General features: G+C 69.9%; 26 protein-coding genes, 1 tRNA gene and 1 riboswitch. Of the genes, 16 read left to right on the top strand and 11 right to left on the bottom strand.

Translation table 11 applies throughout. From position 1 onward, the window contains the following. The first annotated feature begins 52 nt into the window (after positions 1 to 52). Positions 53 to 433 carry a hypothetical protein gene (locus R2D22_RS23250; RefSeq protein ID WP_318106590.1) on the top strand — a complete coding sequence of 127 codons (381 nt, stop codon included), beginning with the start codon at positions 53 to 55 and terminating at the stop codon, positions 431 to 433. Between the two features lie 8 nt (positions 434 to 441). Further along, positions 442 to 1,044, top strand: a complete 603-nt coding sequence (gene rdgB / locus R2D22_RS23255; RefSeq protein ID WP_318106591.1) for an RdgB/HAM1 family non-canonical purine NTP pyrophosphatase — start codon at positions 442 to 444, stop codon at positions 1,042 to 1,044. 1 nt (position 1,045) lies between these two features. Here rdgB and R2D22_RS23260 read toward each other — a convergent pair. Together R2D22_RS23260 and bcp are read right to left on the bottom strand one after the other, a co-directional pair. Next, a tRNA-Leu gene (locus R2D22_RS23260) sits at positions 1,046 to 1,129 on the bottom strand. Between the two features lie 72 nt (positions 1,130 to 1,201). After that, positions 1,202 to 1,669, bottom strand: coding sequence for a thioredoxin-dependent thiol peroxidase (gene bcp, locus R2D22_RS23265; RefSeq protein ID WP_318106592.1), 468 nt, complete (start codon positions 1,667 to 1,669; stop codon positions 1,202 to 1,204). 122 nt (positions 1,670 to 1,791) lie between these two features. Between bcp and R2D22_RS23270 the strand changes: the two genes are divergently transcribed. The 3 genes from R2D22_RS23270 (at position 1,792) to R2D22_RS23280 (ending at position 2,970) form a co-directional block, all read left to right on the top strand. Then, positions 1,792 to 2,112: a DUF3618 domain-containing protein gene (locus R2D22_RS23270; protein ID WP_318106593.1), complete on the top strand. Its 321-nt coding sequence runs from the start codon at positions 1,792 to 1,794 to the stop codon at positions 2,110 to 2,112. A gap of 36 nt (positions 2,113 to 2,148) precedes the next feature. Further along, the gene (locus R2D22_RS23275) at positions 2,149 to 2,487 is read left to right on the top strand and encodes a GroES family chaperonin (protein ID WP_318106594.1); all 339 of its coding nucleotides are present in this window, start codon (positions 2,149 to 2,151) and stop codon (positions 2,485 to 2,487) included. Between the two features lie 54 nt (positions 2,488 to 2,541). After that, a riboswitch (guanidine-III (ykkC-III) riboswitch) is annotated at positions 2,542 to 2,607 on the top strand. A gap of 42 nt (positions 2,608 to 2,649) precedes the next feature. Further along, complete coding sequence (locus R2D22_RS23280) at positions 2,650 to 2,970, top strand: DMT family transporter (RefSeq protein ID WP_318106595.1); 321 nt, start codon at positions 2,650 to 2,652, stop codon at positions 2,968 to 2,970. Here R2D22_RS23280 and R2D22_RS23285 read toward each other — a convergent pair. Next, complete coding sequence (locus R2D22_RS23285) at positions 2,967 to 5,390, bottom strand: transglycosylase domain-containing protein (protein ID WP_318106596.1); 2,424 nt, start codon at positions 5,388 to 5,390, stop codon at positions 2,967 to 2,969. The genes R2D22_RS23280 and R2D22_RS23285 overlap by 4 nt on opposite strands. A 187-nt stretch (positions 5,391 to 5,577) precedes the next feature. Between R2D22_RS23285 and R2D22_RS23290 the strand changes: the two genes are divergently transcribed. The 4 genes from R2D22_RS23290 (at position 5,578) to R2D22_RS23305 (ending at position 9,784) form a co-directional block, all read left to right on the top strand. Beyond that, positions 5,578 to 6,378 carry an ABC transporter permease gene (locus R2D22_RS23290; RefSeq protein ID WP_318109945.1) on the top strand — a complete coding sequence of 267 codons (801 nt, stop codon included), beginning with the start codon at positions 5,578 to 5,580 and terminating at the stop codon, positions 6,376 to 6,378. A gap of 109 nt (positions 6,379 to 6,487) precedes the next feature. After that, on the top strand, positions 6,488 to 7,264 hold the full coding sequence (locus R2D22_RS23295) for an ABC transporter permease (protein WP_318109947.1): 777 nt from the start codon (positions 6,488 to 6,490) through the stop codon (positions 7,262 to 7,264). Between the two features lie 16 nt (positions 7,265 to 7,280). Beyond that, the gene (locus tag R2D22_RS23300) at positions 7,281 to 8,345 is read left to right on the top strand and encodes an ABC transporter ATP-binding protein (RefSeq protein WP_318106597.1); all 1,065 of its coding nucleotides are present in this window, start codon (positions 7,281 to 7,283) and stop codon (positions 8,343 to 8,345) included. 53 nt (positions 8,346 to 8,398) lie between these two features. Beyond that, complete coding sequence (locus R2D22_RS23305) at positions 8,399 to 9,784, top strand: DUF445 domain-containing protein (protein WP_318106598.1); 1,386 nt, start codon at positions 8,399 to 8,401, stop codon at positions 9,782 to 9,784. 67 nt (positions 9,785 to 9,851) lie between these two features. On the opposite strand, the gene R2D22_RS23310 is transcribed toward R2D22_RS23305, so the two are convergent. The 3 genes from R2D22_RS23310 to R2D22_RS23320 form a co-directional block, all read right to left on the bottom strand. Continuing rightward, the gene (locus R2D22_RS23310; protein WP_318106599.1) at positions 9,852 to 10,154 is read right to left on the bottom strand and encodes a hypothetical protein; all 303 of its coding nucleotides are present in this window, start codon (positions 10,152 to 10,154) and stop codon (positions 9,852 to 9,854) included. A gap of 21 nt (positions 10,155 to 10,175) precedes the next feature. Beyond that, a complete protein-coding gene (locus R2D22_RS23315) occupies positions 10,176 to 10,841 on the bottom strand; it encodes an excalibur calcium-binding domain-containing protein (protein WP_318106600.1) in 666 nt (221 codons plus the stop codon). 273 nt (positions 10,842 to 11,114) lie between these two features. Beyond that, the gene (locus tag R2D22_RS23320; protein WP_318106601.1) at positions 11,115 to 12,887 is read right to left on the bottom strand and encodes a DUF262 domain-containing protein; all 1,773 of its coding nucleotides are present in this window, start codon (positions 12,885 to 12,887) and stop codon (positions 11,115 to 11,117) included. A gap of 482 nt (positions 12,888 to 13,369) precedes the next feature. On the opposite strand from R2D22_RS23320, the gene R2D22_RS23325 reads away from it, so the two are divergent. Further along, on the top strand, positions 13,370 to 13,906 hold the full coding sequence (locus tag R2D22_RS23325; protein WP_318106602.1) for a hypothetical protein: 537 nt from the start codon (positions 13,370 to 13,372) through the stop codon (positions 13,904 to 13,906). Between the two features lie 79 nt (positions 13,907 to 13,985). Here R2D22_RS23325 and R2D22_RS23330 read toward each other — a convergent pair whose 3' ends face one another. Both R2D22_RS23330 and R2D22_RS23335 read right to left on the bottom strand, forming a co-directional pair. Beyond that, positions 13,986 to 17,126, bottom strand: a complete 3,141-nt coding sequence (locus R2D22_RS23330) for a DEAD/DEAH box helicase (protein WP_318106603.1) — start codon at positions 17,124 to 17,126, stop codon at positions 13,986 to 13,988. A 120-nt stretch (positions 17,127 to 17,246) separates the two neighbouring features. Further along, positions 17,247 to 18,242 carry an SEC-C metal-binding domain-containing protein gene (locus tag R2D22_RS23335; protein WP_318106604.1) on the bottom strand — a complete coding sequence of 332 codons (996 nt, stop codon included), beginning with the start codon at positions 18,240 to 18,242 and terminating at the stop codon, positions 17,247 to 17,249. An 85-nt stretch (positions 18,243 to 18,327) separates the two neighbouring features. Here R2D22_RS23335 and R2D22_RS23340 point away from each other — a divergent pair, with 85 nt between their 5' ends. The 4 genes from R2D22_RS23340 (at position 18,328) to R2D22_RS23355 (ending at position 21,303) form a co-directional block, all read left to right on the top strand. Continuing rightward, entirely contained in the window at positions 18,328 to 19,098 is a 771-nt protein-coding gene (locus R2D22_RS23340) for a class E sortase (RefSeq protein ID WP_318106605.1), read from the top strand. Between the two features lie 59 nt (positions 19,099 to 19,157). Further along, the gene (locus R2D22_RS23345) at positions 19,158 to 19,451 is read left to right on the top strand and encodes a DUF6412 domain-containing protein (RefSeq protein WP_318106606.1); all 294 of its coding nucleotides are present in this window, start codon (positions 19,158 to 19,160) and stop codon (positions 19,449 to 19,451) included. Positions 19,452 to 19,546: 95 nt separating this feature from the next. Further along, positions 19,547 to 20,329 (top strand): YidC/Oxa1 family membrane protein insertase, encoded by a 783-nt coding sequence (locus tag R2D22_RS23350; RefSeq protein ID WP_318106607.1) that lies wholly within the window; start codon positions 19,547 to 19,549, stop codon positions 20,327 to 20,329. A 116-nt stretch (positions 20,330 to 20,445) separates the two neighbouring features. Further along, on the top strand, positions 20,446 to 21,303 hold the full coding sequence (locus tag R2D22_RS23355; RefSeq protein ID WP_318106608.1) for a fumarylacetoacetate hydrolase family protein: 858 nt from the start codon (positions 20,446 to 20,448) through the stop codon (positions 21,301 to 21,303). A 49-nt stretch (positions 21,304 to 21,352) separates the two neighbouring features. Here the strand turns inward: R2D22_RS23355 and R2D22_RS23360 are convergent, their stop codons facing one another. The 3 genes from R2D22_RS23360 to R2D22_RS23370 form a co-directional block, all read right to left on the bottom strand. After that, the gene (locus tag R2D22_RS23360) at positions 21,353 to 21,772 is read right to left on the bottom strand and encodes a PIN domain nuclease (protein ID WP_318106609.1); all 420 of its coding nucleotides are present in this window, start codon (positions 21,770 to 21,772) and stop codon (positions 21,353 to 21,355) included. Next, positions 21,769 to 22,014, bottom strand: a complete 246-nt coding sequence (locus tag R2D22_RS23365) for a type II toxin-antitoxin system VapB family antitoxin (protein WP_318106610.1) — start codon at positions 22,012 to 22,014, stop codon at positions 21,769 to 21,771. Before R2D22_RS23365 ends, R2D22_RS23360 begins: the two co-directional genes overlap by 4 nt. A 71-nt stretch (positions 22,015 to 22,085) precedes the next feature. Further along, positions 22,086 to 23,174, bottom strand: coding sequence for a Gfo/Idh/MocA family oxidoreductase (locus tag R2D22_RS23370; RefSeq protein ID WP_318106611.1), 1,089 nt, complete (start codon positions 23,172 to 23,174; stop codon positions 22,086 to 22,088). Between the two features lie 55 nt (positions 23,175 to 23,229). On the opposite strand from R2D22_RS23370, the gene R2D22_RS23375 reads away from it, so the two are divergent. After that, positions 23,230 to 24,465 carry an ROK family transcriptional regulator gene (locus R2D22_RS23375; RefSeq protein ID WP_318106612.1) on the top strand — a complete coding sequence of 412 codons (1,236 nt, stop codon included), beginning with the start codon at positions 23,230 to 23,232 and terminating at the stop codon, positions 24,463 to 24,465. A gap of 120 nt (positions 24,466 to 24,585) precedes the next feature. Then, the gene (locus tag R2D22_RS23380; RefSeq protein WP_318106613.1) at positions 24,586 to 25,566 is read left to right on the top strand and encodes a hypothetical protein; all 981 of its coding nucleotides are present in this window, start codon (positions 24,586 to 24,588) and stop codon (positions 25,564 to 25,566) included. The last annotated feature ends 232 nt before the right edge of the window (positions 25,567 to 25,798 follow it).

Raw genomic sequence — 25,798 nt, forward strand, 5'->3', positions numbered from 1 at the left:
CGGATCGAACCGTGCGCCCCGTCCAGTCATACGAACTTGGGGGGACCCGAACGTGAAGCGCCGCTCCATAGCCCTCGCCGTCGCCACGGCAGCCACACTCACCGGCCTGGTGGGCTGCGGCGCACTCGACAAGGCGATGGACTGCGTCAAGACCGCCGACGCGATCGCCACCTCCGTCAACAACCTCCAGCAGGCCGTCAGCACGGGGACGAACGACGCGACCCAGATCGAGGAGTCGCTGAACACCATCGACACCGAACTGGGCAACCTCAAGAACACGACGGACAACGCGGACCTCTCCAAGGCCGTCGACGACCTCACCAAGGGCGTCGAAACCGTCCGCACCGCGGTCAAGAACGGCGACACCACCCCCGACATCAAGCCCATCACCGACGCGGCCACCGAGATCGGCAAGGTCTGCACGCCGGGATAATCGAGGGCATGACCCGTCTCGTCCTCGCCACCCGCAACGCGGGCAAGATCACCGAACTCCACGCGATCCTCGCCGACGCAGGCCTCGACCACGAACTCGTCGGCGCGGACGCGTACCCCGACGTGCCCGACGTCAGGGAAACCGGCGTCACCTTCGCCGAGAACGCCCTCCTCAAGGCCCACGCCCTCGCCCGGGCCACCGGGCTGCCCGCGATCGCCGACGACTCCGGCCTCTGCGTCGACGTCCTGAACGGCGCCCCCGGCATCTTCTCCGCCCGCTGGGTCGGCAAGCACGGGGACGACCGCGCCAACCTGGACCTCCTGCTGGCCCAGCTGACCGACATCGACGACGCCCACAGGGCGGCCCACTTCACCTGCGCGGCAGCCCTGGCTCTCCCCGACGGCACGGAACGGGTGGTGGAAGGCCGCATGCCGGGCGTCCTCCGCCACGAACCCGTCGGCGGCTACGGCTTCGGCTACGACCCCATCCTCCAGCCGGACGGCTACGACGTGACCTGCGCCCAGCTGACCCCGGACGAGAAAAACGCGATCAGCCACCGAGGCAAGGCCTTCAGGGCGCTGGTACCGGTGGTACGGGAGTTGGTCAAGTAAGTGCGGCCGGGGGGACTCGAACCCCCACGGGTATTACCCCACTGGGACCTAAACCCAGCGTGACTGCCAATTCCACCACGGCCGCTTGCTGCCCGGCCATGCTACTGGCCGGGCAGCGTCGTTCAACGATCGGTCGTGCAGGATCTGACGCCTGGGCTCAGATACCCAGGTCCTTGATGATCTTGGCGACGTGGCCGGTGGCCTTGACGTTGTAGAGGGCTCGTTCGACCTTGCCGTCCTCGTCGACGACGATCGTCGAGCGGATGACGCCCGTCACGACCTTGCCGTACAGCTTCTTCTCGCCGAAGGCGCCGTACGCCTCCAGGACCTTCTTGTCCGGGTCGCCGACCAGCGTGACCTTCAGGTGCTCCTTCTCACGGAACTTGGCCAGCTTCTCCGGCTTGTCCGGGGACACGCCGATGACGTCGTAGCCGGCCTCGGCGAGGAGGTCGAGATTGTCGGTGAAGTCGCACGCCTGCTTGGTGCAACCCGGGGTGAGGGCCGCCGGGTAGAAGTAGACGATGACCTTGCGGCCCTTGTGGTCCGCGAGGGAGACCTCGTTGCCGTCCGCGTCGGGCAGGGTGAAGGCGGGGGCGGTGTCGCCGGGCTGCAGTCGCTCGCTCATGGCTCTCCTCGGGAATCTGGGGCGTACGCCACACGAGCCTAATGGGGGTCTGGGACGACCCCGCGGCGGCGAAGCTGACAGACTGTTCATCAACGACCGATTACGACTACGGAGGCAGCGCGGTGTCGGACGCCAGGACCCCTGCGCAGATCGAGGCGGACATCGTCCGCCGGCGCGACCAGCTTGCCGTCACTCTCGACGAGATCGGTATTCGGATGCATCCGAAGACGATCATCGGCGATGCCAGGGCGAAGGCCGCCTCCACGGTGGAGCAGACCGCCGGGCGGGCGTTCGCCGCCGTCCAGCGGACCGTGGACGACGTGAAGGCCCGGTTCACGCACGAGGACGGCGCGCCGCGTCTGGAGCGCGTGGTGCCGGTGGCGCTGGCCGTCGTCGGTGTGGTCGGTCTGCTCGCGATCTCCTCGCGCAAGCGCAAGGGCTGACCGGGGCATGACCCGCGAGACGTGTAGGTTCGACGCGTGAGCGAGAACACCCACGACAAGCTGCCCATCCGGATGCTCCACGACCGGGTGCTGGTCCGGACCGACTCGCCGGAGGGCGAGCGGCGCTCCGGCGGCGGCATCCTGATTCCGGCGACGGCGGCGGTCGGCCGTCGGCTGGCCTGGGCGGAGGTCGTCGCGGTCGGCCAGAACGTGCGGACCGTGGAGATCGGTGACCGGGTGCTGTACGACCCCGAGGACCGCGCGGAGGTGGAGGTGCGCGGCATCGCGTACGTCCTGATGCGCGAGCGCGACCTGCATGCCGTCGCCGCGGACCGCTTCGAGGGCACCAAGGACTCGACCGGCCTGTATCTGTAGTTCGGAGTACCGATCAAAGGCCTGGTGACCATGGTCACCAGGCCTTTTGCCTTCGTTTTGCTACCGTGGAGGCACCCGACGAGACGCGCCGTACCGGGTCACACGCAAAGACGACGCACCGGTTCGATCCGTTGTTCCGTCTCGCGGAAGGTATGCGTCGTCATGGCCTGGGTTCTTCTCATCGTCGCCGGTCTCCTCGAGGTCGGCTGGTCCATCGGCATGAAGTACACGGACGGCTTCACCCGTCTCTGGCCGAGCGTCCTGACGGGCGCGGGGATCGTCGCCTCCATGCTGTTGCTCTCGCAGGCCGCGAAGAGTCTGCCCATCGGTACGGCGTACGGCGTGTGGGTCGGTATCGGCGCGGCGGGTGCGGCGGTGCTGGGGATGGTCGTGCTGGGTGAGCCGGCGACCGCCGCCCGGATCTTCTTCGTCTGTCTGCTGCTGGTGGCCGTGGTCGGCCTCAAGGCGACCTCGGGTCATTAGGGGCGTCCGTTCGGTCCCGCGCCCGGTCCCGCGTCCGGCTGCGGCTGTCCGGGTGGGGCGGGCGGCGCGGGCGGCCGGTCAGCCGTGCCCGTCGTGCCGCCGATCCCGCCCCCGGTTCCCGGCCCTGTCGCCGTCCCCGTCGCGGTTCCCGTTCCGGCGCCGCCGACCGTCGGACCGTCCGGTCCCGGTCCGGTCGGTGCCTGCTGCTGACGCCCGGCGCCGGGCGTCGTGTCCCGGCCGCCCGGGGTCTTGCCCTGCGGCCCGCGTGGCCCCGCCTGCGGCCCGAGGAGTTCCTCGTCCGACTGGCCGTCCTGCTGGTCCTGCTGTCCGGGTTCGGTGCCGTCGCCGGGGCCGAACGGGTCCTGCATGCCGTCCGGGAACGTCATGTCCTCGGCGCCGGCCGCGAGCCGCAGGTCGAAGTCCGTGGCCTCGGTGTCCTCCAGTGCCTCGCGGGTGAACTGTGCCCAGATCTCGGCCGGTGCCCCGCCGCCGTTGACGCGCGGCAGTCCCATCGCCCCGTACAGCGGCTTCTGCGCGCCGGTGTCCGGGTCCTGGCCCATCATCGCGACGACGGTGGCGAGGTCGGGGGTGTAGCCGGCGAACCAGGCGGCCTTGTCGTCCTCCGCGGTCCCGGTCTTGCCGGCGGCGGGCCGGCCGGCGGCGAGCGCGGCGGTGCCTGTGCCGCCCTCGACGACGCCGCGGAGCATGGCGGTGGTGGTGTCGGCGGCCTCCCGGGCGACGGCCTGCCGGCGCGCGGCGGCGGGCAGCTCGACCTCCTGGCCGTCCTTGCTGACGGCGGCGACGAGCGTGTACGTGCCGTGTTCGCCGTGGTTGGCGAGGGTGGCGTACGCCTCCGCCATGTCGAGGACGCTGGCGGTGGCGGGGCCGAGCGCGATGGACGGGGAGGCGGTGAGGTCGGGGGTGTTCTGCGGCAGGCCGAGGGCGACGGCGGTCTTGCGGACCTTCGTGGGGCCGACGTCGACGGCCATCTGCGCGTACACGGAGTTCACGGACTTGTCGGTGGCCTCGCGGACGCTGATCTGTCCGTACGAGCCTCCGTCCTCGTTCTCGGGGGCGTACGAGGGGCCGTTCCAGCCTTCGACGGGGCGCCGGTCGCTGCCGTCGTAGAAGGCGTTCGGGGTGATGGGCCGGCCGTCCTGGGTGTGTGCGCCGTGTTCCACGGCCGCCGTGAAGACGATCGGCTTGAACGTCGAACCGACCTGGTAGTCGCGGCGGGTGGCGTTGTTGACGTACTGCTTGGTGTAGTCGATGCCGCCGTACATGGCGACGACGTGTCCGGTGCCGGGGACGACGGCGACGCCGCCGACGCGGACGTTCCGGTCGGTCTCGTTGCCGTTCCGGTCGAGCCGTGACATGACCTGGTCGTCGACGGCGCGGACGAGGGCGTCCTGCTTCGTCTTCTCCAGGGTGGTGGTGATGCGGTAGCCGCCGCGGGCGAGGGTGTTCTCGTCGAGGATGCCGCGGCCGGTGAGGTAGTCCTCGACGGCCTGGACGACGTAGCCGCGCTGTCCGGAGAGGCTGGTGACGGGCCGGGCCTTGTGCGGGGCGGGGAACTTCATGGCGGCCCGTTCGGCAGGGGTGAGCCAGTTCTCCGCGACCATGCCGTCGAGGACGTAGTGCCAGCGGGCGACGGCGTTCGCGCGGTTCTCGGGGTGGGTGGCGACGTCGTAGACGCTGGGGGCGTTGAGCAGGGTGGCGAGGTAGGCGCTCTGGGCGGTGTCGAGGTGCTCGACGTCCTGGCCGTAGTAGGCGCGGGCGGCGGCCTGCACGCCGTACGCGTTGCGGCCGAAGTAGCTGGTGTTGAGGTACCCCTCGAAGATCTCGTCCTTGCTCTTCTCGCGGTCGAGTTTGATCGCGATGAAGAACTCCTTCACCTTGCGGGTGACGGTCCGTTCCTGGCCCAGGTAGTAGTTCTTGACGTACTGCTGGGTGATGGTGGAGCCGGACTGTTTGCCCTTGCCGGTGACGGTGTTCCAGGCGGCGCGGAGCATGGCCTGCGGGTCGACGGCGCGTTCGGAGTGGAAGTCGCGGTCCTCGGCGGCGAGGACGGCGTGCCGCAGGGGTGCGGGGATCCGGTCGAGGCGGACGTTCTCGCGGTTGACCTCGCCGTCGCGGGCGAGCTGGGTGCCGTCCGCGTAGAGGTAGACGTTGGACTGCGCGATCGCGGTCGCGTTGGCGGCGGGGATGTCGACGAGCAGGTAGCCGGCGGTGAATCCGCCGGCGAGCAGCAGTCCGGTGAGGAGGAACGCGCCGAGGAGGGTGCGCCAGGAGGGGAGGAGCCGCCGGCGGGCCCTCCTCTTGGGCCGGGCGGGGGCGGTCGGGGGAGTCGGAGGGGTCGGGGGAGTGTGCACCGTCCGGTCCCGGGGTTCCCAGCCGGGCTGCTGTGGCTCGTCGCGCATGGGGTCATACTGCACGCCTTCCGGGCAGAAGCCGTGAATCCGGCTCGAAATGGGCTCGCGGTGCCACTCCGAGGCAGCTAAGGTCGTGCGCTTTGGCGACTCGGGGAGCGACGGGGCGGCGTGCCGCGGTTGCGCGCTGCGGTCGCGCGCTGTGGCGGCGTACGGACGGGGGGCGGGGGGCGGCGTGCTGAGGCTCTATGGATTGGTTGCCGCCGGTGGGTTCCGACGCCATGCCACGTACCGGGTGGCCACGCTGGCCGGGCTGTTCACCAACACCGTCTTCGGCTTCATCCTGGCGTACACGTACATGGCCCTGTGGGACGAGCGCCCGCGGCTGGGTGGTTACGACATGGCCGACGCGCTCGCGTACGTGTGGATCGGCCAGGGGCTGATCACCGTCTGCGGGCTGATGGGCGGCGGTTTCGAGGACGAGATCATGGAGCGGATCCGGACCGGTGACATCGCCGTCGACCTGTACCGCCCGGTGGACCTGCAGGCCTGGTGGTTCTCGGCCAACCTGGGCCGGGCGGCGTTCCAGTTCCTCGGTCGCGGGGTCGTCCCGATGGCGGTCGGCGCGCTGGTCTTCGACATCGCGCTGCCCGAACGGGCGGTGACGTGGCCGGCGTTCGTGGTGTCGGTGGCGCTGGGCGCGAGCGTGAGCTTCGGGATCTGGTACCTGGTGGCGCTGAGCGCGTTCTGGCTGATGGACGGCTCGGGGGTGACGCAGGTGGTGTGGCTGTCGGGCCTGTTCTTCTCGGGGATGCTGCTGCCGCTGACGGTGTTCCCGGGGGCGCTGGGGGAGGTCGCGCAGGTGCTGCCGTGGGCGTCGCTGCTCCAGGTCCCGGCGGACGTGTACCTGGAGAAGTACCAGGGGTGGGGCGTGCTGCGGGCGTACGCGTTCCAGGCGGGCTGGGCGGTCGCGCTGCTGGCGGCGGGCCGGCTGCTGCAGTCGGCGGCGACGCGGAAGGTGGTGGTGCAGGGTGGGTGAGACGGGGGCCTCGTACCGGCTCGCGGGCGAGGGGGAGACCTCGTACCGGCTCGCGGGCGAGGGGGAGACCTCGTACCGGCTCGCGGGCGAGGCGTGGCGTACGTACCGGATGGTCGCCGGGATGTGGATGCGCTCCACGATGACGTACCGCTCCTCCTTCGCGATGACGCTGTTCGCGTCGTTCGCCGTCACGTTCTTCGACTTCGTCGTGATCCTGCTGATGTTCGGTCAGGTGGACGGCCTGGGCGGGTTCTCGTTCGGCGAGGTGGCGTTCCTGTACGGGGCGACGGGGACGTCGTTCGGCCTGGCGGACCTGACCATGGGCTCGTTGCAGCGGATGGGCGGCCGGGTCCGGGACGGGACGCTCGACACGCTGCTGGTGCGTCCGGCGCCGGTGCTGGCGCAGGTCGCCGCGGACCGGTTCGCGCTGCGCCGGCTGGGCCGGGTGGCGCAGGGTCTGTTCGTGCTGGTCTGGGGCCTGGCGCTGGTGGACGTGGAGTGGACGGCGGTGAAGGTGCTGCTGGTGCCGGTGATGGTGGTGTCCGGTGCGGTGCTCTTCTCCGCGCTGATGGTGCTGGGCGCGTCGCTGCTGTTCTGGGCGCAGGATGCGTCGGAGGTCACGAACGCGTTCACGTACGGCGGCAACACGCTGCTCGGCTACCCGCCGACGATCTTCGCGAAGGAGCTGGTGCGGGGGGTCGTGTACGTCGTCCCGCTGGCGTTCGTGAACTGGCTGCCGGCGCTGTACGTGCTGGGCCGCCCGCTTCCGGCGGGGGTGCCGGTGTGGGCGGCGTTCCTGTCGCCGCTGGTGGCGGCGGGGTGCTGCGCGGTGGCGGGGGCGGCGTGGCGGAAGGGGCTGCGGTCGTACCGGAGCACGGGAAGCTGAGGCGAGAGGCGGGACCATGGATCTCATCGAACTGGACGGCGTGGAGAAGGTCTTCGACGTACGCCGCAAGGGCGCGGGCCGGTTCCGTCGCGAGAAGCAGCAGGTCAGAGCGGTGGACGGGATCAGTTTCCGGGTGGCGCGCGGCGAGATGGTCGGGTACATCGGCCCGAACGGCGCGGGGAAGTCGACGACGATCAAGATGCTGACGGGCATCCTCACCCCGACCGGCGGCTGGCTGCGGGTCGCCGGCATCGACCCGGCGCGGGAGCGGACGAGGCTGGCGCGCCGGATCGGGGTGGTGTTCGGGCAGCGGACGACGCTGTGGTGGGACCTGCCGCTGATCGACTCGTACCGGCTGGTGCACCGGATGTACCGGGTCCCGGACGCCCGGTTCGCGGAGAACCTGGAGCGGTGCGTGGAGCTCCTGGAGCTCGGCGCGCTGCTCGACGTACCGGTGCGGCAGCTGTCACTCGGTCAGCGGATGCGCGGCGACATCGCAGCGGCGCTGCTGCACGACCCGGACGTGCTGTACCTGGACGAGCCGACGATCGGGCTCGACGTGGTGTCGAAGGCGCGGGTGCGGGAGTTCCTGCGGGACCTGAACGCGGAGCGGGGCACGACGGTGCTGCTGACGACGCACGACCTGACGGACATCGAGCAGCTGTGCGGGCGGGTGATGGTGATCGACCACGGCCGGCTGATGTACGAGGGGGCGGTGGCGGGTCTGCACGAGGCGGGGGAGAGCGAGCGGACGCTGGTGGTGGACCTGGAGCGGGAGCTGCCGCCGATCGAGGTGCTGGGGGCCCGGTTCGTGCGGGCGGAGGGGCCGCGGCAGTGGCTGGCGTTCCCTTCCTCGGCGTCGGCGGCGCCGGTGGTGGCGGCGGTGGCGGAGGCGTACCCGCTGGTGGACCTGTCCGTGCGGGAGCCGGACATCGAGGCGGTGATCGCGAAGATGTACGCGGGGACGGAGACGGGACCGTCGGCGGGACCGACAACGGGATCGTCGGCGGGACCGACAACGGGATCGTCAGCGGGACCGTCCTCGGGAACTCAGGATGCGCCCGAGAAGTCTCTGAGGTAGGGACATTCGTACGGCAAGCGTACGGAACGGGACGGGACGGGGACGGCGGACGGATGAACGACAGGGAGAGGGACGGGCAGGGCGCGAGGCCGGGGGCGGGGGACTCACCGGCCGGGGCGCTTTCGCCTGCACCGTCCCCGCCCACGCCTCGTACGGCGTCTCCCCGCCCCCTCGCCGCGTTCGCGTACACGGCGGCGGACGCGGAGAAGAGCCGCGGCGTGCGGCGGATGAAGGCCACGGCGACGGGCCTGCTGCTGTGCGTGGCGGTGATCTACGCGCTGGCGACGTGGGGGAAGGCGGAGGGGGCCGGGGCCTGGGCGGGGTACGTCGCGGCCGCGGCGGAGGCCGGGATGGTGGGCGCGCTGGCGGACTGGTTCGCGGTGACGGCGCTGTTCAAGCGCCCGATGGGGCTGCCGATCCCGCACACCGCGATCATCCCGACGAAGAAGGACCAGCTGGGGGCCACGCTCGGCGCGTTCGTCGGGGAGAACTTCCTGTCGGCGGACGTCGTACGGGGCCGGCTGCGCGCCCTCGGCATCGCCGGCCGGCTGGGTGCGTGGCTGGCGGAGCCGGCGCACGCGGACCGGGTGACGGCGGAGCTGGCGACGGCGCTGCGCGGGGCGCTGACGGTGCTGCGGGACTCGGACGTGCAGGCGGTGGTGGGGGAGGCGATCACGCGGCGGGCGGACGCGGCGGAGGTCGCGCCGGGCATCGGCAAGACGCTGGAGAAGATCGTCGCGGACGGGGCGCACCGACGGGCGGTGGACCTGATCTGCGCACGAGCGCACGACTGGCTGGTGTTCCACGCGGACTCGGTGATGGACGCGGTGCAGGGCGGGGCGCCGGGCTGGACCCCGAGATTCGTGGACAGAAAGGTCGGCGAACGGGTCTACCGGGAACTCCTCCGCTTCGTCACGGAGATGCGGGACATGCCCGGGCACCCGGCGCGCGGCGCGATCGACCGCTTCCTGACGGACTTCGCGGCCGACCTCCAGGCCGACACGGACACGCGGGCACGGGTGGAGCGCCTGAAGTCGGACCTCTTGGCGCGGCCGGAGGTGCAGGACGTCATCGCCTCGGCGTGGTCGGCGGTCCGCACGATGATGCTGGCGGCCGCGGAGGACGACCGCAGCGAACTCCGCCTGCGCGCGCGGGCCTCGCTGCTCTCCCTGGGCGGCCGGCTGGTCACGGACGGCAGGCTGCAGGCGAAGGTGGAGGGCTGGGTGGAGGACGCGGCGGCGTATGTGGTGACGACGTACCGCGGCGAGATCACGTCCCTGATCACGGACACGGTGGCGAGCTGGGACGCGACCCAGACGTCGCGAAAGATCGAGGCCAACATCGGCCGCGACCTCCAGTTCATCCGCATCAACGGCACGGTGGTCGGCGCCCTGGCCGGCCTGGCGATCTACACCGTGAGCCACGCACTGGGCGGCTGACTTCCGGTTCAGCCACCCAGCGCGTGAGGGGAGGTGCCGGGTAGTACGGAGGGGAGGGGCGGGGCGTTCAGCCCCTGCCCCGAGTAACAACGGCGGAGGCGACACCGACACCGGTGGCGAGCCCGAGCACGGCCGGCCAGGCGCCCACCTTCTTGGCGAGCGGATGCGCGGCCCCGAAGGCCCCGAGGTAGGCGGCAGTCATCCCGACGGCCACGGGCCCCCCACCCTCCCGGTGCCACTCCCGCGCGGCGACACCACCGGCAGCGGCAAGCACCACACCCCCGAGCGCCCGCTTCTTGCTGTACCGCGCGACGGCGTAACCGCCGACGAGCCCGACGGTGGTGAGCACGGGAGAAAGGTTCAGAGCCATGCCTCCGACCCTACTCGGCCGCTACTCGCAGGCGACGCCGTCCCCGTCCCGGTCGAGATGCCGCCCGTACCCGGGATCGCCACGCCGGACGGGCGCGGCACCGGCGGCCCGTGCGGCGGCGCAGTTGGCGTAGTACACACCGCCACCTCCACCGCCGGACGAGGACCCACCAGACCCGCCGGACCCACCCGTGCTCCCGTGGTACGGCTCGCAGGCGACGCCGTCCCCATCGCGGTCGAGGTGCCGCCCGTACCCCTTGTCACCACGATGCAGCGGCGCGACACCGGCAGCGCGGGCCGCGTCGCAGTTCCGGTAGTACACGGCGGGCGCAGGAGCCTTCGTGGGCTTAGGCGTCGGCGACGGGCTGGGAGCGGGAACGGCGATCCGGACGACGGCGGTACCCCCGGCGATGCGCGTGTCCGTCGGAGTCACCTGGTAGACGAACTCGTCCGCCCCGCTGAACCCTGCGGTCGGCGTGTACGTGACGACGGTCCCAGAGACGACGGCCGTCCCATTTGCCGGCGTCTTGAAGATCTCAAGCTGATACTCGCCCGCACCCAGCACATCGGCAAGCGGCCGCACGCCACCCCCGTCCCCCTCGGTGGCGGTGTCATTGGCGAGTATCGCGATCTCCAACTCCTCGCCTCCGTCTGCCCGCTGCTGATCGTCGACGAGCGTGAGCGTCACGGCAGGAGCCGCGGACGCAGAGGCAGAGGCGCTGACGGACGGCGAAGCGGTTCCCACCCGCTTCCCGTCCCCCACTCCGGAACCTCCGCCCCCACACCCCGCAAGAGCCCCCACAAGCACGCTAGCCACGCCAACACCCAAGCCCCGTCGGCGTATCACTCCTCTTCCCACAAGCCCCCCAAGGCCTCGTTCCATCAACGAAGCCCCGATGCTTGCACCGCTCGTTTCACAATGCAGTCAACGTGTCCGAACCGTGCCCAAACTCGCCTGAGTTCAGCCGATGGACGGTGCTACTTGTCGCTGCCCGATGGGCCAGACATCAATGGCGATCTTCGCGAGCTCGGCTTGGCGCTCTTCGATTCCCTGGGTTCGCCAGATGCTCATGCTTGTGCTCCAGAGCCGGTCGATGTCGATTTCCCGCGTGATCAAGAAAGACGAGGACTGGTACGCCTCGACCTTCTCCGGGAGCGGCTTGTTGGAGGCGATCCGGTTCTTCCGTCCGTGAAGCAGGGTTTGGTTTCCAAGCCTGTTCACCCACGCGGGGTGATCGTTGAGGCGGTGCTTCGCCTCCGGCGACTTCGGATAGATGTGCTCGACATGCACCGTGCTGCTTCCCGCGACGACGACGTCGTCCACGCCATCGCGCCTTCGCAGGTGCTGCTCGATCATGGTGAGGAGGTAGCGTGCCTGCGTGCTCCTAGGGATCGGAGCCTGCTCGAAATCGGCCTGGAAGGCCGCATCGTCCGGCGTCCAGGAGACCACCTGCTGGAATGCGTTCTCGACAGAGGTGCCGGAGCTCACTTGCTTCGCAAGATCGAAGAGCTTCTCTTCAAGGAGTGTCGACTCGCGCCGCCCCACCACGGTCCAGCGCACGTAGTAACTGACGAGCGCTTCGGTTATTTTGGCCAGCTCGTTGTGATCGACCCGTCCAGAGACAGCCAGGAGCAGGGGGTAGACGGCATCGGCGCCGAGCGTCTTGACCTCGTCCAGAAGGCTGTCGAGCGTCTCCATCCCCGTTCCGGACGTGATGAGCTCGATGTACCTTCCGGATGCGTTCTGAAGCTCGGCCGCGAACGTCCGCACCTCGTACCGGGGCTGCGCCTTCTCGAAGCGTTCCGTCAGCTCGGTCCTGATGGTCGTGTAGAGGCTGTGCGACCGGACGTCTCCATGTCCGGCCACCCAGAAATGCCGCAGGAACTTCTCGATCTCCTCACGACGCTCGAAGCCGTCGAGGAGTGAACTCCATGCCGTGTTGACGCGGTTCTTCTCGTCTTCGCCCCTGCTCTTTTCCATCAGGAAGTTTCGAACGAGGTCGACGGTGGAGAGATCCTTGCCGCGCGAGTTGATGGTCTCGAATACTTCGTTTGCATCGCTCGACGTCGGGGTCTGCACTTCCACGAAGACTAGACCCTTGACGAGGCAATCCCTAAGAGTCTCCAGCCAGTCAATCCGATCCTCCTCGGAGGGGATCATTGACAAGGCCGAGAAGATGTGGGACTTGAAGGAAGAGTACGCGTCCTGGATGAGTTTGTGCGAGGGGCGGGACGGCAGTTCTGTCTGGGCGGCCTTACCGGTGGTCTCGTTCCAATTCTGGATCGAATCCCGAAAATAGTCACGATCGAAGAGTGACAGGGTAAGAAAATATTGAGGCTGTGAATGCCGCCCATCCCGTCGGGCGATGTAGTCGCGCTGAATGTTGTTAGCGGTAACGTGGGCCCACGTCGTGGCCATGCTGCCCAGGGTGTCCCTGATGGCGGCGATGAGAATGGTGGACGTGGTGAGCCGCTGCTGGCCATCGAGGAGGGAGCGGGTGGTCACCTTGTCGTCTGTGATGGTGACGATCGGGCCGATGAAGTACTCGGACGATGCCTTGGCGCCCGTGCGCCGCGCGCGCATGAACTTCTGAATGTCGTCCCAATACGTGTCGACTTCGCGCTTTCCCCAGGCGTATTGGCGCTGACTGTCGTCCGGTACCTCGACGGGCGGATTATTGGCCCCTATGAGTTGCCCGAGAGTCTGACGGGCGGCGTGCTTGATGATAGCCATGGGCTGTCCTCCCCGAGTTTCGAAAGAGAATAACCTCCGTCGGGTTGCTCTGTGAGGCAGCGTCAGATCCTGATCCGGCGAGTGGATAATTTCTGGCGATTTGGATGCTATCCGCCATCTGTCCATAATGCGAAGAAAGATGCTTCTCTCTGGGTGTGGCGTCAGAGCTTGTATCGGAACTCGGTCTGATAGATTTCTAAAGTTTCTACGGCTACGTCGCATGGTGGGGGACGGGGAAAATGGCGTCGGCGACAAGCGCGCATGGCTTGTACGAGATCCTGACGCGGGTGCGGCAATCAGATGCCCCGCACTTCCGAGCAGGATGGTCGGCGGTACTCGAAGCAGAGTGGGGATCTGACGAGTTCGCTCGACGCCATGCCGAGGTAGCTGCCCTGCTCTCGGAGTCGATTGCGCAGATATGCGCCCTGCCCGAGCCTCAGCGAGTCAGGTACTCCCGTTACTTCCCGCAGTGGTGGGCGTCAGTGGTTCAGCCGGAGCTGAGCTGGTCCGACACGGGTCGGCCGGCAAGCCTGCTGATATCGCAGGAGACGCTGGACCACCTTGCCTCGGCGGCCGATGTGCTCGGCTCGGCGCTGCAGGGCACGAGCGCTGCGCCGAGCGGAACTCACCTGGAGAACCTCGCCGAAAGTTGTCGTAGCTGGCTCGAGATCCTGGCCGAAACGTCGGAGGCGGAGCTTCCCGCCACGCTGCGTACTGCCATCACGGCGCAGATCAACCACCTGCTGTGGCTCATCGAGCATGCGGAACTCTTCGGTACGGCCAGCGTCTCGCGGGAAACGAATCGGGTGATTGGCTCCCTCACCCAGGCCACGACCATCCTGACCGGCACTGATGTGCAGACCGGTGGCCGATGGAAGAGGGCGTTCCTCGGGATTGTTGGGGCGTCGATCGTGTTCAGTGCGGGTGCCACCCAGTTGCAGTCCGCACTCGAGGCCGGCTCGGGCATGGTCAAGGAGATCGTTCAGGTCGTCGACGACGTCGCGACTTCCGCGGAGTAGGCGGAGTAAGCGGAGTAGGTCGACACAGGCGACACGGGCCGGCCCCCATGCGAACGCGGGGGGCGGCCCGTACTCGGCATCAGCCCGCCGTGATGGCTGAGTAGGACAAGACGTCGGCGGGAATCTCGTGCTGGACCTTCCAGGTGATGCCCATCGGCTTGCTGCCCTTGGAGTCGACGAACTCGGCTGGGCCCAGGAGCATCCACGGCTGGGGGCCGCCGATGTCGGTCTTCTTGTAGCGGCGGACGAAGAGGAGGACGTGGGAGCCGTTCGCCTCGTGGGTCCGGTATCGGATCCCGGTCGGGGACGTATCTGACGTCTGGTTCTGCGATTCCCAGTGGAACAGCGTGTCGCTGAGGGCGTAGTCCCGGTAGCGGGTCTGTGGGGAGAAGTCCTTCTCGTCCTTCTCCAAGGTGATGAACAGCGCGTCGGTCTCGATGTCCTCGCACCACTTCACCCCCTCGCGGAAGTGGCCCGGCATGAAGCCGCCGATGTACGACTGGCCCAACGCCGGCAGGATTTCCTCGCGGCTGTAGGACGCGTGGACGGTCAGGGGCAGCTCGGCGAGGTCTCCGAGGAGGGGGATCGGGACGTGATCGGTGTGGTCGAGCGCGTACGCCAAGACCTGACGGAGCTCGTCTCGAAACGCCTCGTGGGGCTGCAGTGAGTCCAGCGCGTCCTGATAGCTGGAGAAGTTGCCGCCCAGCGGCCACAGCGAAAAGAAGAACATGCGGGCGTAGCTGCGGTCGAGCTCGTTGAGCGAGGCGTACGTCGGGGCGTTGTCTTCGAGGAGCCGGGTGTACGTGGCGGCCCGGCGCGGGTCGTCGACGTGGAGGAAAGCGGAGACGCGCTTCAGGAGGGCCTCTTCTCCCTCAGGGCTCGACGTCGGCAAGATCCCCGCGCGACGGAGGAGGCCCGTCCAGGAGTTGCCGTTGCCGCGGTAGATCTCTTTGAGTTCGCGCCCGCTTTCCCGCAGGTACGTCGACAGGCGAGACTCGCCGTAACGCCGGACTTCACGAGCCAGCTGCGTGACGTTGACGCTGATCTGGCTGCGAATGTTGTCGATGACCGTTTCCTTGGCCTTGGACTCAAGGATGATCTGGCAGCCGGAGGGCAGCTGCGGGAAGTCATGCTCGATGTGTGCGAGCAGCCGGTTGCGCGTCAGGTTGGTGAGAGCGCGGAACTGTTCCTCGAAGCGGAACTCCTTGCGATGGTGACCGATGAAGTCCAGGACGGTCAGTACGGCCTTGCCCTCGCTCCGGCGAAGTCCGCGACCCAGCTGCTGCAGAAAGACCGTGGCGCTGGACGTGGGGCGCAGGAGCAGCAGGGTGTCGACGTCGGGGATGTCCAAGCCCTCGTTGAAGAGGTCGACGGAGAAGATCACTTGGAGCTCTCCGGAGCTCAGAGCCGCGAGGGCGGACCGACGCTCCTCTCGTGGAGACTCGCCGGAGAGCGCTACGGCTCTGAGGCCGGCACGACGGAAGACCTCTGCCATGTAGTGCGCGTGGGAGACGGAGACGCAGAACCCGAGGGCCCGCATTGAACCTGGGTCCGCCACCTTGTCCCGTACGGCCTGGACGACCAGACGAGCGCGCGCTTCGTTCCCGGTGAACAGCTCGCCGAGCGCGGCGGCATCGTAGGAGCCTCGCTTCCAGGCGACCGCGCTCATGTCGGTGCTGTCCGTGATGCCGAAGTAATGGAACGGGCTGAGGAGGTCGTTCTCCAGCGCTTCCCACAGGCGCATCTCGGCGGCGATGCGCCCCTCGAAGAACTCGTCCTGGATGGTGCGGCCGTCCATCCGCTCCGGGGTGGCGGTCAGCCCGAGGAGCTCCCGAGGCGCGAAGTGATCGATGATCTTCCGGTAGGTGGGGGACACACCGTGGTGGAACTCATCGATGACGATGACGTCGAAGTGATCCGGCGTGAATCGTTCAAGGGCACGCGCGTGCAGAGATTGAACGCTGGCGAAGACGTGCTTCCAGTCGTCCGGGACCAGTCCGCTATGGAACTCTTCGCCGAAGTTGGCGTCGACGAGTACGTCCTGGTAGGTGCGGAGTGACTGGCGAAGGATTTCTTGCCGGTGCGCGACGAACAGCAAGCGGAGATCCCGCCCGTACTTCTGGCGAAGTCGCTTGTAGTCGAGCGCGGCCATGACGGTCTTGCCCGTCCCTGTTGCCGCCACCAACAGGTTGTGATGGCGGTCGTGGACTTCCCGTTCCACCTCCAGCCGCTCCAGCATGTCCCGCTGATGGGGGTACGGGCGCACCTCGAGGCCAGAGAGGGTGAGTTGGCGTCCCGAATCCGAGGAGGTGCCGCGGCCGGCCAACTGGAGTGCCTCGTCAAGGCGTCCAGCGTCCTGGTCCGGGTGGTAGAGCTCGAAGGACGCATCGCTCCAGTAGGAGTCGAAGGTGGCCTCAAACTTGCGCAGCACGTCCGGAGTGGCAACGGAGGAGAGACGGACGTTCCACTCAAGGCCGTCGAGAAGAGCGGCCTTGGAGAGGTTCGAGCTGCCGACGTAGGCCGTGTCGTAGCCGCTGTTGCGCCGGAAGAGCCATGCCTTGGCGTGCAGTCGCGTCGATCGGAGCTCGTAGTTGACCTTCACCTCGGCGTTGAACCTCTGGACCAAGCGGTCGAGTGCCCTGCGTTCCGTGGCGCCGATATAGGTCGTCGTGATGACGCGAATGGGAACGCCCCGTGCATGGGCTGCTTCGAGGGACTGCTCGATGACACGAAGTCCGTGCCACTTTACGAAAGCGCAGAGCAGGTCGACGCGATCAGCTGTGGCCAGCTCGGCGCGCAGCTCGAAGCCCAGGCTGGGGTCTTCAGGGGAGTTCGTGATGAGCGCCGTATCGGAAAGCGGCGTCGCCGGTCTGATCCGGTAGACCCCCTTGGCCTCCTGCTCAGCGATGGCCAAAAGCTGGCGCGGGCCCTCAGCAACGAGGTCGACCCACTCGCGCGCACCCTCAATGCTGTTCATCGACTCGAGGATGTGATTGGCCGCGTGGACCCGTTCCGCCTCAGGCAGCCATTCCAGGATGCGCCGTGTCGTTTCTGCTACGTGCCGTGCGATGACGTGAGGCGATGACTCGGGGCCGATGACACCGTCAACCGCATGCCAGCCCCGCGCGGCCATGCCCTGGAGCTGGCCCTCCAGCCGCAGCGTGATCAGCTGCTCGTAGAGCCCCGCTGTCGGCCCACTGGTGTCGTTCCAACCGGTCATAGGCGCGCACCCTCCCCGTTGTGATCGTCCCAGTGATACCAGGCGTCACAGACAGGTCGGGCCGACAGCGGCACACTTGGGCGCGATTACTCACCACTTCCGTCGCGCTTGAGCTCGCTCTCAGTCCGCGCCGTGGCACTCCCCGTACGTCCTTCCCGAGCCGCACCAGCACGCTGCCGTGCGGGCTGGGGGCCATGCCGTGGCTCGGCCTCGGGCGGCCAGTGTCGTGGCGTATTGGGGGAGGAGGTCCGGGTTGGCCGGGGTGGAGGATTCCGAGGCGGCGAAGGCTTCGTAGGAGGGGACCGTGGCCGGGACGATGCCCAGGTTGGGGGTGCCGGCGGCCTGGAGTTCGCGGAGGGAGGCTTCCAGGTCCGTGAGGTGGGCCGCGTACGTGGGGTATTCGGCTTCCAGTTCCGGGTACGAGGCGACGAGTTCGTCCAGTTCCGCCTCCGGCCAGTGCAGGACCGCCACCGGGAACGGGCGGGACAGGGCCGTGCGGTACGAGCCCAGTTCGCTGCGGAGGCGGGTGATCTCGGCCTGGAGCTCCGCCGGGTCGTCCGAGCCCAGGGACCACAGGCGCTTCGGGTCGTGCAGTTCGTCCAGGGGGACCGCCCCCGTGTGCAGGGCGTCCGCCCGGTGGTCCCACGCGTCGTGCTCCAGGGCCAGCATCCGCCTCACCCGGTGCCGGGAGGTCAGGAGGGACTGGGTGGCGTAGTCCTCGTCCTCCCCGTCCGCCAGCAGCTCCGCCGCCTGCGTGAACGTGGCCTCCGACGCCTCCAGCTCGTCGTGGGCCTCCAGCGTCTCCGCGATGATCTCCCAGGGGGCCGCGTCCTGCGGGACCTGCGCCCTGACGCCTTCGATGATCGCCCTTGCCTCCGCCTCGTGGCCGTACTCCCACAGGTTCGCGGCCTTCAGTGCTCTGATCAGGGTGGGGTTCGACGGCGTGGAGCCCAGGAGCGTGTCGTACAGGTCCGTCGCGCGGGCGCGGTCGCCCGCGAGCTCCAGATGGGCCGCGGCCCTCAGGAGCAGCGGCTCGTGGTCCTCCGGGTACGTCGCCGCGGTCCGCAGCAGACGCTCGGCTTCGGTGGTGTGGTCGGCAGGCGTGTCGGGGCGCATGGTGAACACCGTACTGCTGTACGCCAGTCGGGGCGGGGCCCCGCGCGGTCTGGTGAGTTGGCGGGCCGCCCCCTATCGTGCGCCCGTGCTGCCGCAACGGAATCGGACCCGGGTCCTCGTGCAGCGGGCGCCACGGACCCGAAGCGCTCGCGCCCTCTGGGCCTCCGCCGAGCTCACCGTCACCTTCGGGGTCGTCGTCCTGCTCCTCGTCGTCCATCAGGTGTGGTGGACCAACCAGCAGGCGCGCGCCGGCGCCCGTCAGCAGGTTCAGGTGTTGGAGGAGGAGTTCTCGCGGGGCGTGGAGTCGTCGGATGTGGTGCCTGGTTCGGAGGCCGGTGCGGAGTCCGGTGCGGAGTCGGAGTCGGAGGAGGTCGGGGGCTCGTCGTCCTCCTCCTCGTCCTCGTCGTCTCCTCCGCGGCGGTCCTCCTTCGCCGTCCTCCGTATCCCCGCCCTCTCCCTCTCCGTCCCCGTCGCCTCCGGCGTCGGGCGGCGGGCCGTGCTCGACAAGGGGTTCGTCGGGCAGTACCCCCGTACCGCCGCGCCCGGCGCTGCCGGGAACTTCGCGCTCGCCGGGCATCGCAACACCCACGGCGAGCCCTTCCGGTACATCAACCGGCTCCGCAAGGGCGACGAGATCCGGGTCCGGACCAAGCAGCGCGAGTACGTGTACGTCGTCGACCGGATCCTCGCCCGCACCTCGCCCCGCGACACCGGCGTCATCGCACCCGTCCCCCGCAGCCTCGTCCACCCCTCCTCCGGGTACGACGAGCCCGGCTCGTATCTGACCCTCACCACCTGCACCCCGGAGTTCTCTTCCGCCTATCGGCTTGTCATCTGGGCTAAGCTCCGTTTGTAGAGCCATAGGTTTGTAGAGCCGTAGGTTCGTGGAGTCCGAGACCAGAAATGGGGGGTGGCATGCTCGACGTCGTTCGTACGCGGCCGATCGCCCTGCTGCTCTTCGTGCTCGCCGTCGCCGAGGCCCTTCTCGTCGACGGGTCCGCGCTCTCCGCCGTCGCCGTCGTCCTCGCCGCTGCCGCGGCGGGCGTCCTCGCCGTCGGCCGGCTCGCCCCCGCCGTCCCGCCCACCCGGGTACGGACCGCCATCCGCGACCGCGAGCAACGCACCGCCTTCCTACCGCAGCGCGACCCCGACGCCTCGGGCCGTCGCAGGCCCCGAGCCCCCGGACGTCTCCTCCCGACGACCGCTTAGGGGCGCGTTCTCCTCGCTCTTCCCCCGCCCTTTCGCGGCTTCGTCATGCCGATCTCCGTCTTTCTCCGGCACGACGAGACCCCTGGAGGGCTCCCATGTCCGTTTTCGCCTCGCTCTTCGAGCACTTCGCCGACCTGTTCCAGCCGCTCTTCGGCTCCGCCTCCACCGCCGCCGCCATCGTGCTGTTCACCGCGCTCGTACGGCTCGCCCTGCACCCCCTCGCCCGCGCCGCCGCCCGCGGCCAGAAGGCGCGGGTGCGGCTCGCGCCGGAGATGGCCGAGCTGCGCACCCGGCACGCCAAGAACCCGGAGCGGCTGCAGAAGGAGGTCTTGGCGCTGCACAAGCGGGAGAACGTCTCCCCGCTCGCCGGCTGCCTCCCGAGCGTGCTCCAGCTGCCCGCCTTCTTCCTGCTCTTCCACCTGTTCTCCGGCGAGCGGCTCGCCGGGCACAGCCTCTTCGCCGCCCCGCTCGGCGGCCACTGGTCCGAGGCGCTGGCGCACGGCGGACCCTTCGGGCCGGCCGGGCTGGTGTACGTGGCGCTGTTCGCCGTCGTCGCCGCCGTCGCCACGTTCACGTACCGGCGGGCCAAGCGGGACGCCTCGCTCACCGAGGCCGTGCCGGGGCCTGCCGCCGCCGGCGTCGCCCGCGTCCTGCCGCTGCTCTCGTACGGGACCCTGATCACCGTCGCCGTCGTTCCGCTCGCTGCCGCGCTCTACGTCGTGACGAGCACCTTGTGGACGGCCGTCGAGCGGGCGTTCTTGTACCGGGACGTGAAGCGGGGCGCGAAGCCGGACACGTCTTCGGGCTCTCCCTCGGACACGTCCTCGGGCTCGTCCCCGGACACGTATCCGGACGCTCAGGCGGCTACCGCCCGGTAATGGTCCAGCTTGTGAACGGGGCCTTGCAGGGTGGTCGGAATTCTTGGAGGATCTTCCAATCCTCCGATGGCCGCACTCCATCGGCCGGGGCTCACCTCGACCACAGGGAGAAGACCATGAAGCTGCTGCGCGTCGGACCGGCGGGCGCCGAGCGGCCCGCGCTGCTCGACCAGGACGGAACCCTCCGGGACCTCTCCGCCCTGGTGAGCGACATCGACGGAGGGCTGCTGGCCGACGAGTCCGCGCTCGATCGCATCCGGGCCGCGGCCGGTGCGGGCGTACTGCCCGCGCTGGACGCCACCGGGCTGCGCGTCGGCGCGCCGGTCGGCCGCATCGGCAAGGTCGTCTGTATCGGCCTGAACTACCACGACCACGCCGCCGAGACCGGCGCCGCGACGCCGGCCGAGCCGGTCGTGTTCCTGAAGGCCCCCGACACCGTCGTCGGCCCGGACGACACCGTGCTCGTACCGCGCCGCTCGGTGAAAACCGACTGGGAGGTCGAGCTGGCGGTCGTCATCGGCCGCACCGCACGCTACCTGGAGACCGACGAGCAGGCGCTCGCGCACGTAGCCGGGTACGCCGTCTCCCACGACGTCTCGGAGCGCGAGTTCCAGATCGAGCGCGGCGGCACCTGGGACAAGGGCAAGAACTGCGAGACCTTCAACCCGCTCGGGCCGTGGCTGGTCACCGCCGACGAGGTGCCGGACCCGCAGGCGCTCTCGCTCAAGCTCTGGGTCAACGGCGAGCTGAAGCAGAACGGCTCCACCGCCGACCAGATCTTCAAGGTCGCGGAGGTCGTCCGGTACGTCAGCCAGTTCATGACCCTGTACCCGGGTGACGTCATCAACACCGGCACCCCGGCGGGCGTCGCCATGGGGCAGCCGGAGCCCAAGCCGTACCTCCGCGCCGGTGATGTGGTGGAGCTCGAGGTCGAGGGGCTGGGGCGGCAGCGGCAGGAGCTCAAGGACGCGTGAGCTCTCCTCTTCGGGGTGGTGCCGGTCGGCACCAGTGCCACCCCGACGGTCACCGATCTGCGGTGCCCGGGCCGACGACCCATCGTGTCGCCTGTCCGGTGATGGAGGCGATGGCGTCGTAGTCGTCGTCGTAGTGCAGCACTGTCGCCCCATGGCGCTCGGCCGTGGCGGCGATCAGTAGATCGGCCATCGACAGTGAGCGATGCACGCCGCGGGAGAGCGCCTCACGCTGCACCTCGAGAGTGCGGTCCCATACCTCGTCCGGAACGGGGAGCAGATCGAATCCGTAGAGCAGGAGCCTGATCCGCTCCGACTCCGCCTTGTTGCGGGCGCTGTAGACCATCTCCCATTCGACGGGGGCGCAGATGGCCAGCAGACCGCGTTCGTCCAGGTCGTCCAGTACCGCTGCCACTGCGGTCTGGTTCCAGCGGGCGAGCGCGGACTTGTCCGCAAGGAACAGTTCGGTCACGCGGCGGTCCGGCCGGTCGTACCACCGTTGAGTGCAGCGCCTTCCTTCGGCCCGGTGGCGTCGACGATCTCGCTGAAATCGAGTTCACCGCTCTTGACGGCCTCCGCGAACTCCCGGCGCAGGTGGCGCTTGACGGCGTCTTCCATCGCCATGCGGACAGCTTTGGCTTTTATGGTCGTGCCGTAGATGCGCATTGCTTCCGCGACCATCTGGTCGTCCAGGTCGATTACGGTGCGGGACATGGCGAACCCCCTTCGGCTGAGCCGGGTCACGTCATACGATATCGCTTCTGGGATCGAAGTGATATCGCTGGTTAAAGCCTCACCGTCACGCCCTCCCGGGCCGAGCGGCGGGCCGACTCCAGGACGTCCAGGGCGGCTGCCGCCTCCTCGGCGGTGACCGGGTTCGGGGCCTCGCCGCGGAGCGCCGCCGCGATCGCCGCGTAGTACGCCGGGTAGTCGCCCGGCAACGACTCGACCGGGTCCCCGCCGCCCGACAGCGGGGACTCCCCGGCGCCGAGCGTGCCCCACAGCGACTCCGGCTCCCGGCCCCACGCCTCGTCGCCCGGGCGGCCCGGGCGATGGCCCTCGCGAAGCGCCGCCTCCTGCGGGTCGAGGCCGTACTTCACGTACCCGGCGCGCTCGCCCAGCACCCGGAAGCGCGGGCCGAGCTGCGCCGTGGTGGCGCTCACGTACAGGTGCGAGCGGACCCCGTTCGCGTGCGTGAGCGCGATGAACGTGTCGTCGTCGGCCTCCGCGCCGGCGCGGCGGACGTCCGACTCCGCGTACACCTGGGCCGCCGGGCCGAACAGCACCAGCGCCTGGTCGACGACATGGCTGCCCAGGTCGTACAGCAGACCGCCGATCTCCTCCGGCGCGCCCGACTCGCGCCAGCCGCCCTTCAGACGCGGTCGCCACCGCTCGAAGCGGGACTCGAAGCGCTGTACGTGGCCGAGCGCGCCGTCCGCGAGGAGGGCGCGGAGGGTGCGGAAGTCGTTGTCCCAGCGGCGGTTCTGGAAGACCGAGAGCAGCAGCCCGCGCTCGTCGGCGAGCGCGGCCAGCTCGCGCGCCTCGGCGGCGGTGCCCGCGATCGGCTTGTCGACGACGACCGGCAGGCCCGCGTTCAGGGCGGCGGTGGCGATCGGTACGTGCGTCTTGTTCGGGGACGCGACGACGATCAGGTCGAGCTCGTCGGCCCGCGTCCACAGCTCGTCGGCCGAGGCGGCCACCCGTACGTCGGGGAACTCGGCGAGCGCCTGCGCCCGGCGCTCCGCGTTGCCGGTGGTGACCGTGTCGAGGACGAGGCCGTCGGTGGCGGCGATCAGCGGGGCGTGGAACACGGAGCCGGCGAGGCCGTAGCCGACGAGGCCGACGCGGAGGGGGTTGCGGGGCGTGCCAGTCATGGGCTCACTTAAGCAACGCTGTTGCCTAAGTGCAAGCGCGCGCGACAATGGGCGCGTGAACAGGACCGATTCCCGTGTCGGCGGAGTGAGTGGTGCCGGCCGTGCCGGCCGCGCCGGCCGTGTCAGCCAGGCCGGCCGTGTCGGCGTGAACCAGCCCGCGCTGCGCAGCCACAACGCGGCCCTCGTGCTGGACCTGCTGCGGACCGCCGGCGAGGCCGGCATCAGCAGGCCCGAACTCGCCGAGCGCACCGGGCTCACCCCGCAGGCCGTCAGCAAGATCACGGCCCGGCTGCGGGCCGAGGGCCTGGCCGCGGACGCGGGGCGGCGCGCCTCGACGGGCGGCAAGCCGGCGACCGCGCTGCGGCTGGTGCCGGGGGCCGCGCACGCCGTCGGTGTGCACCTCGACCGCGACGAACTGACGGTGGTCCTGGTCGATCTGACGGGGGCTCCGGTCGCGGTGCGGCGCGCGCCGCTGGATCTGGGGGCGCCCGCCGAAACGGTTCTGACGGCGATCGAGCGAGAGGTGGGGGGCCTGGTACGGGAGCTGCTGCACGAGCCCTCCGGCGCCGGGCCGCAACGCGTGTCCCTCGGTGTCGGCATCGCCATGCCCGGGCCGCTCGACCACCTCGCCGGCGTGCCGCACCGCGTCACCGGGCACCCGCAGTGGGACGGGTTCCCGCTGCGGGACGCGCTCGCGCGGCGGCTCGGCGGGGTCGTCGTCCTCGACAAGGACACCAACGCCGCCGCGCTCGGGCTCGCGTTGCGGGCCGGGGCGCCGGAGTCGTTCGCGTACCTCCACCTCGGTACCGGACTGGGCGCCGCGCTCGTCCTCGGCGGCGCGCTGCACCGGGGCGCCCGTACGGGAGCGGGGGAGTTCGGGCACCAGACCATCCAGCTCGACGGGCCCCCGTGCGGGTGCGGCGGGCGCGGGTGCCTGGAGGTCCTGTGCCTGGGAGCGGTCGCGCGCGGGGACGTTCCCGAGGCAGCGCGGGTACTCGGGGCGGGGGCGGCCAACCTCGTCGCGCTGCTCGACGTCGACCGGGTGCTGCTGGGGGGTCGGCTCGTCGACGCGGCGCCGGATGCTTTCGTACGCGGGGTCGGCGAGGCACTCGGCGCGCTCGCGCACCGGACCGGCGCTGCTGCTGCGGCGGTGCCGGTGCCGGTGCCGGTGCCCGTCGCGTTGGCGGGGGGTGGGGGAAGCGCTGTCGCGGAGGGGGCTGCGCAGTTGGTGCTCGCGCCGGTGTTCGGGAAGGAGATCGGGCGGGGGCCCATCAGTCGGACAATAGGCTGATCAGGCGGATTCTCCGGGCTGTACGGGGGTCGGGACCGCGTCGCTGACCGGCGCGCCGCGTGCCGCATGGCAGCGTCGCGGCCGTCCCGTACGCCCGCGAGCAGCAAAGGCACCAGGCCCATGCGACAGGTCCCCACGCGACTGCGCGGCGCTCTTGTGCGCGGAGTCACCGCCGTCACGACATCAGGAACCGCCGTCCTTCTGTTCAGTGGCCCGGCCGTGGCGGTCGCCGAACCGTGGCCGGGGCCGGGTTCGGACTCGGACTCCGGGGCGGGAGCCGGGGCAGGGGCCGGTGCCGGTGCGGGTGCGGGTGCCGGGACAGGGGCCGGATCCGGGGGTGAGCGCAAGGACCAGCCGCCGACCTGCGGCAAGGCGTCCGACCCGGACTTTCCCATCGACACCCGGATCCACGGCGGCCCCGCCGACTACCGGGCCGGGGACGCCTTCCGCACCTGGAACGTCGACCTCACGAACACGACGCGCGAGCCGTGCGACAACATCCACCCCGTCCTCGCCCTGACGGACCGGGACCGGGCGCTGCGGCCCGCGCAGATCCGGTTCGACTTCTACGACGCCGAGGCGCGGCGGTGGCGGCCGGTGGAGTTCGAGGAGACGGAGGAGGACGAGAACGTCGGCGTGTTCGACGACGGGTTCCCCGGCTTCGTCGTACCCGGTGGGCGGACGCTGACCGTGCCTGTGCGGCTCGCGTTCCGCGACGGGACCGCGCCCAACGAGGTCGTGGCGAACGCGGCGATCGTGCAGCGGCGGGGGGACGACGGGGACTGGGTGGGGGAGTCGGGGGACTACCGGCTCACGATCGGGGCCGGGTCCGGGTCCGCGGTGCCGTCCGCGGTGCCGTCCGCGCCGGCGGACCCGCCGGCGGGGCGGGGCGACGACGGGGTGATCGGCAACCAGGTCCGGCCGGTTGCGCCGCCGCGTCTGCCGTCCGTGCCGGAGCTGGCCCAGACGGGCGCGGTGGGGCGGCGGGCGGCGGGGGCGATGGCGGGGGTGGCGGGGCTGGCGGTCGTGGTCGGCGCGGGGTTGGTGGCGCTGGGGCGGCGGCGTCGCGGGAGCGGTGGCGGTGGTGGTGGCGGTGGCTGAGCCGGCCTGAGAGTCCCCCACCCCGCCCCTTCCCGAAACCCTGCCGGGGGCTGGTGGTGAGTGGGGAAGCCGGGGCTCCGCCCCGCACCTCGAAGCGCGGCAGCTGCGCGCCGCGAGGGTGGGTGGGGGATGCGTGGCTCCGCCCCGCGCCCAGGGCGCGGCAGCTTCGCGCCGCGGGATGGTGCGCGGCTCCGCCCACCGCCCTGCGGTGCGCTGCGCACGTTCCAACGGG

It is taken from the genome of Streptomyces sp. HUAS YS2 (assembly GCF_033343995.1).
Taxonomy (GTDB): domain Bacteria; phylum Actinomycetota; class Actinomycetes; order Streptomycetales; family Streptomycetaceae; genus Streptomyces; species Streptomyces solicathayae.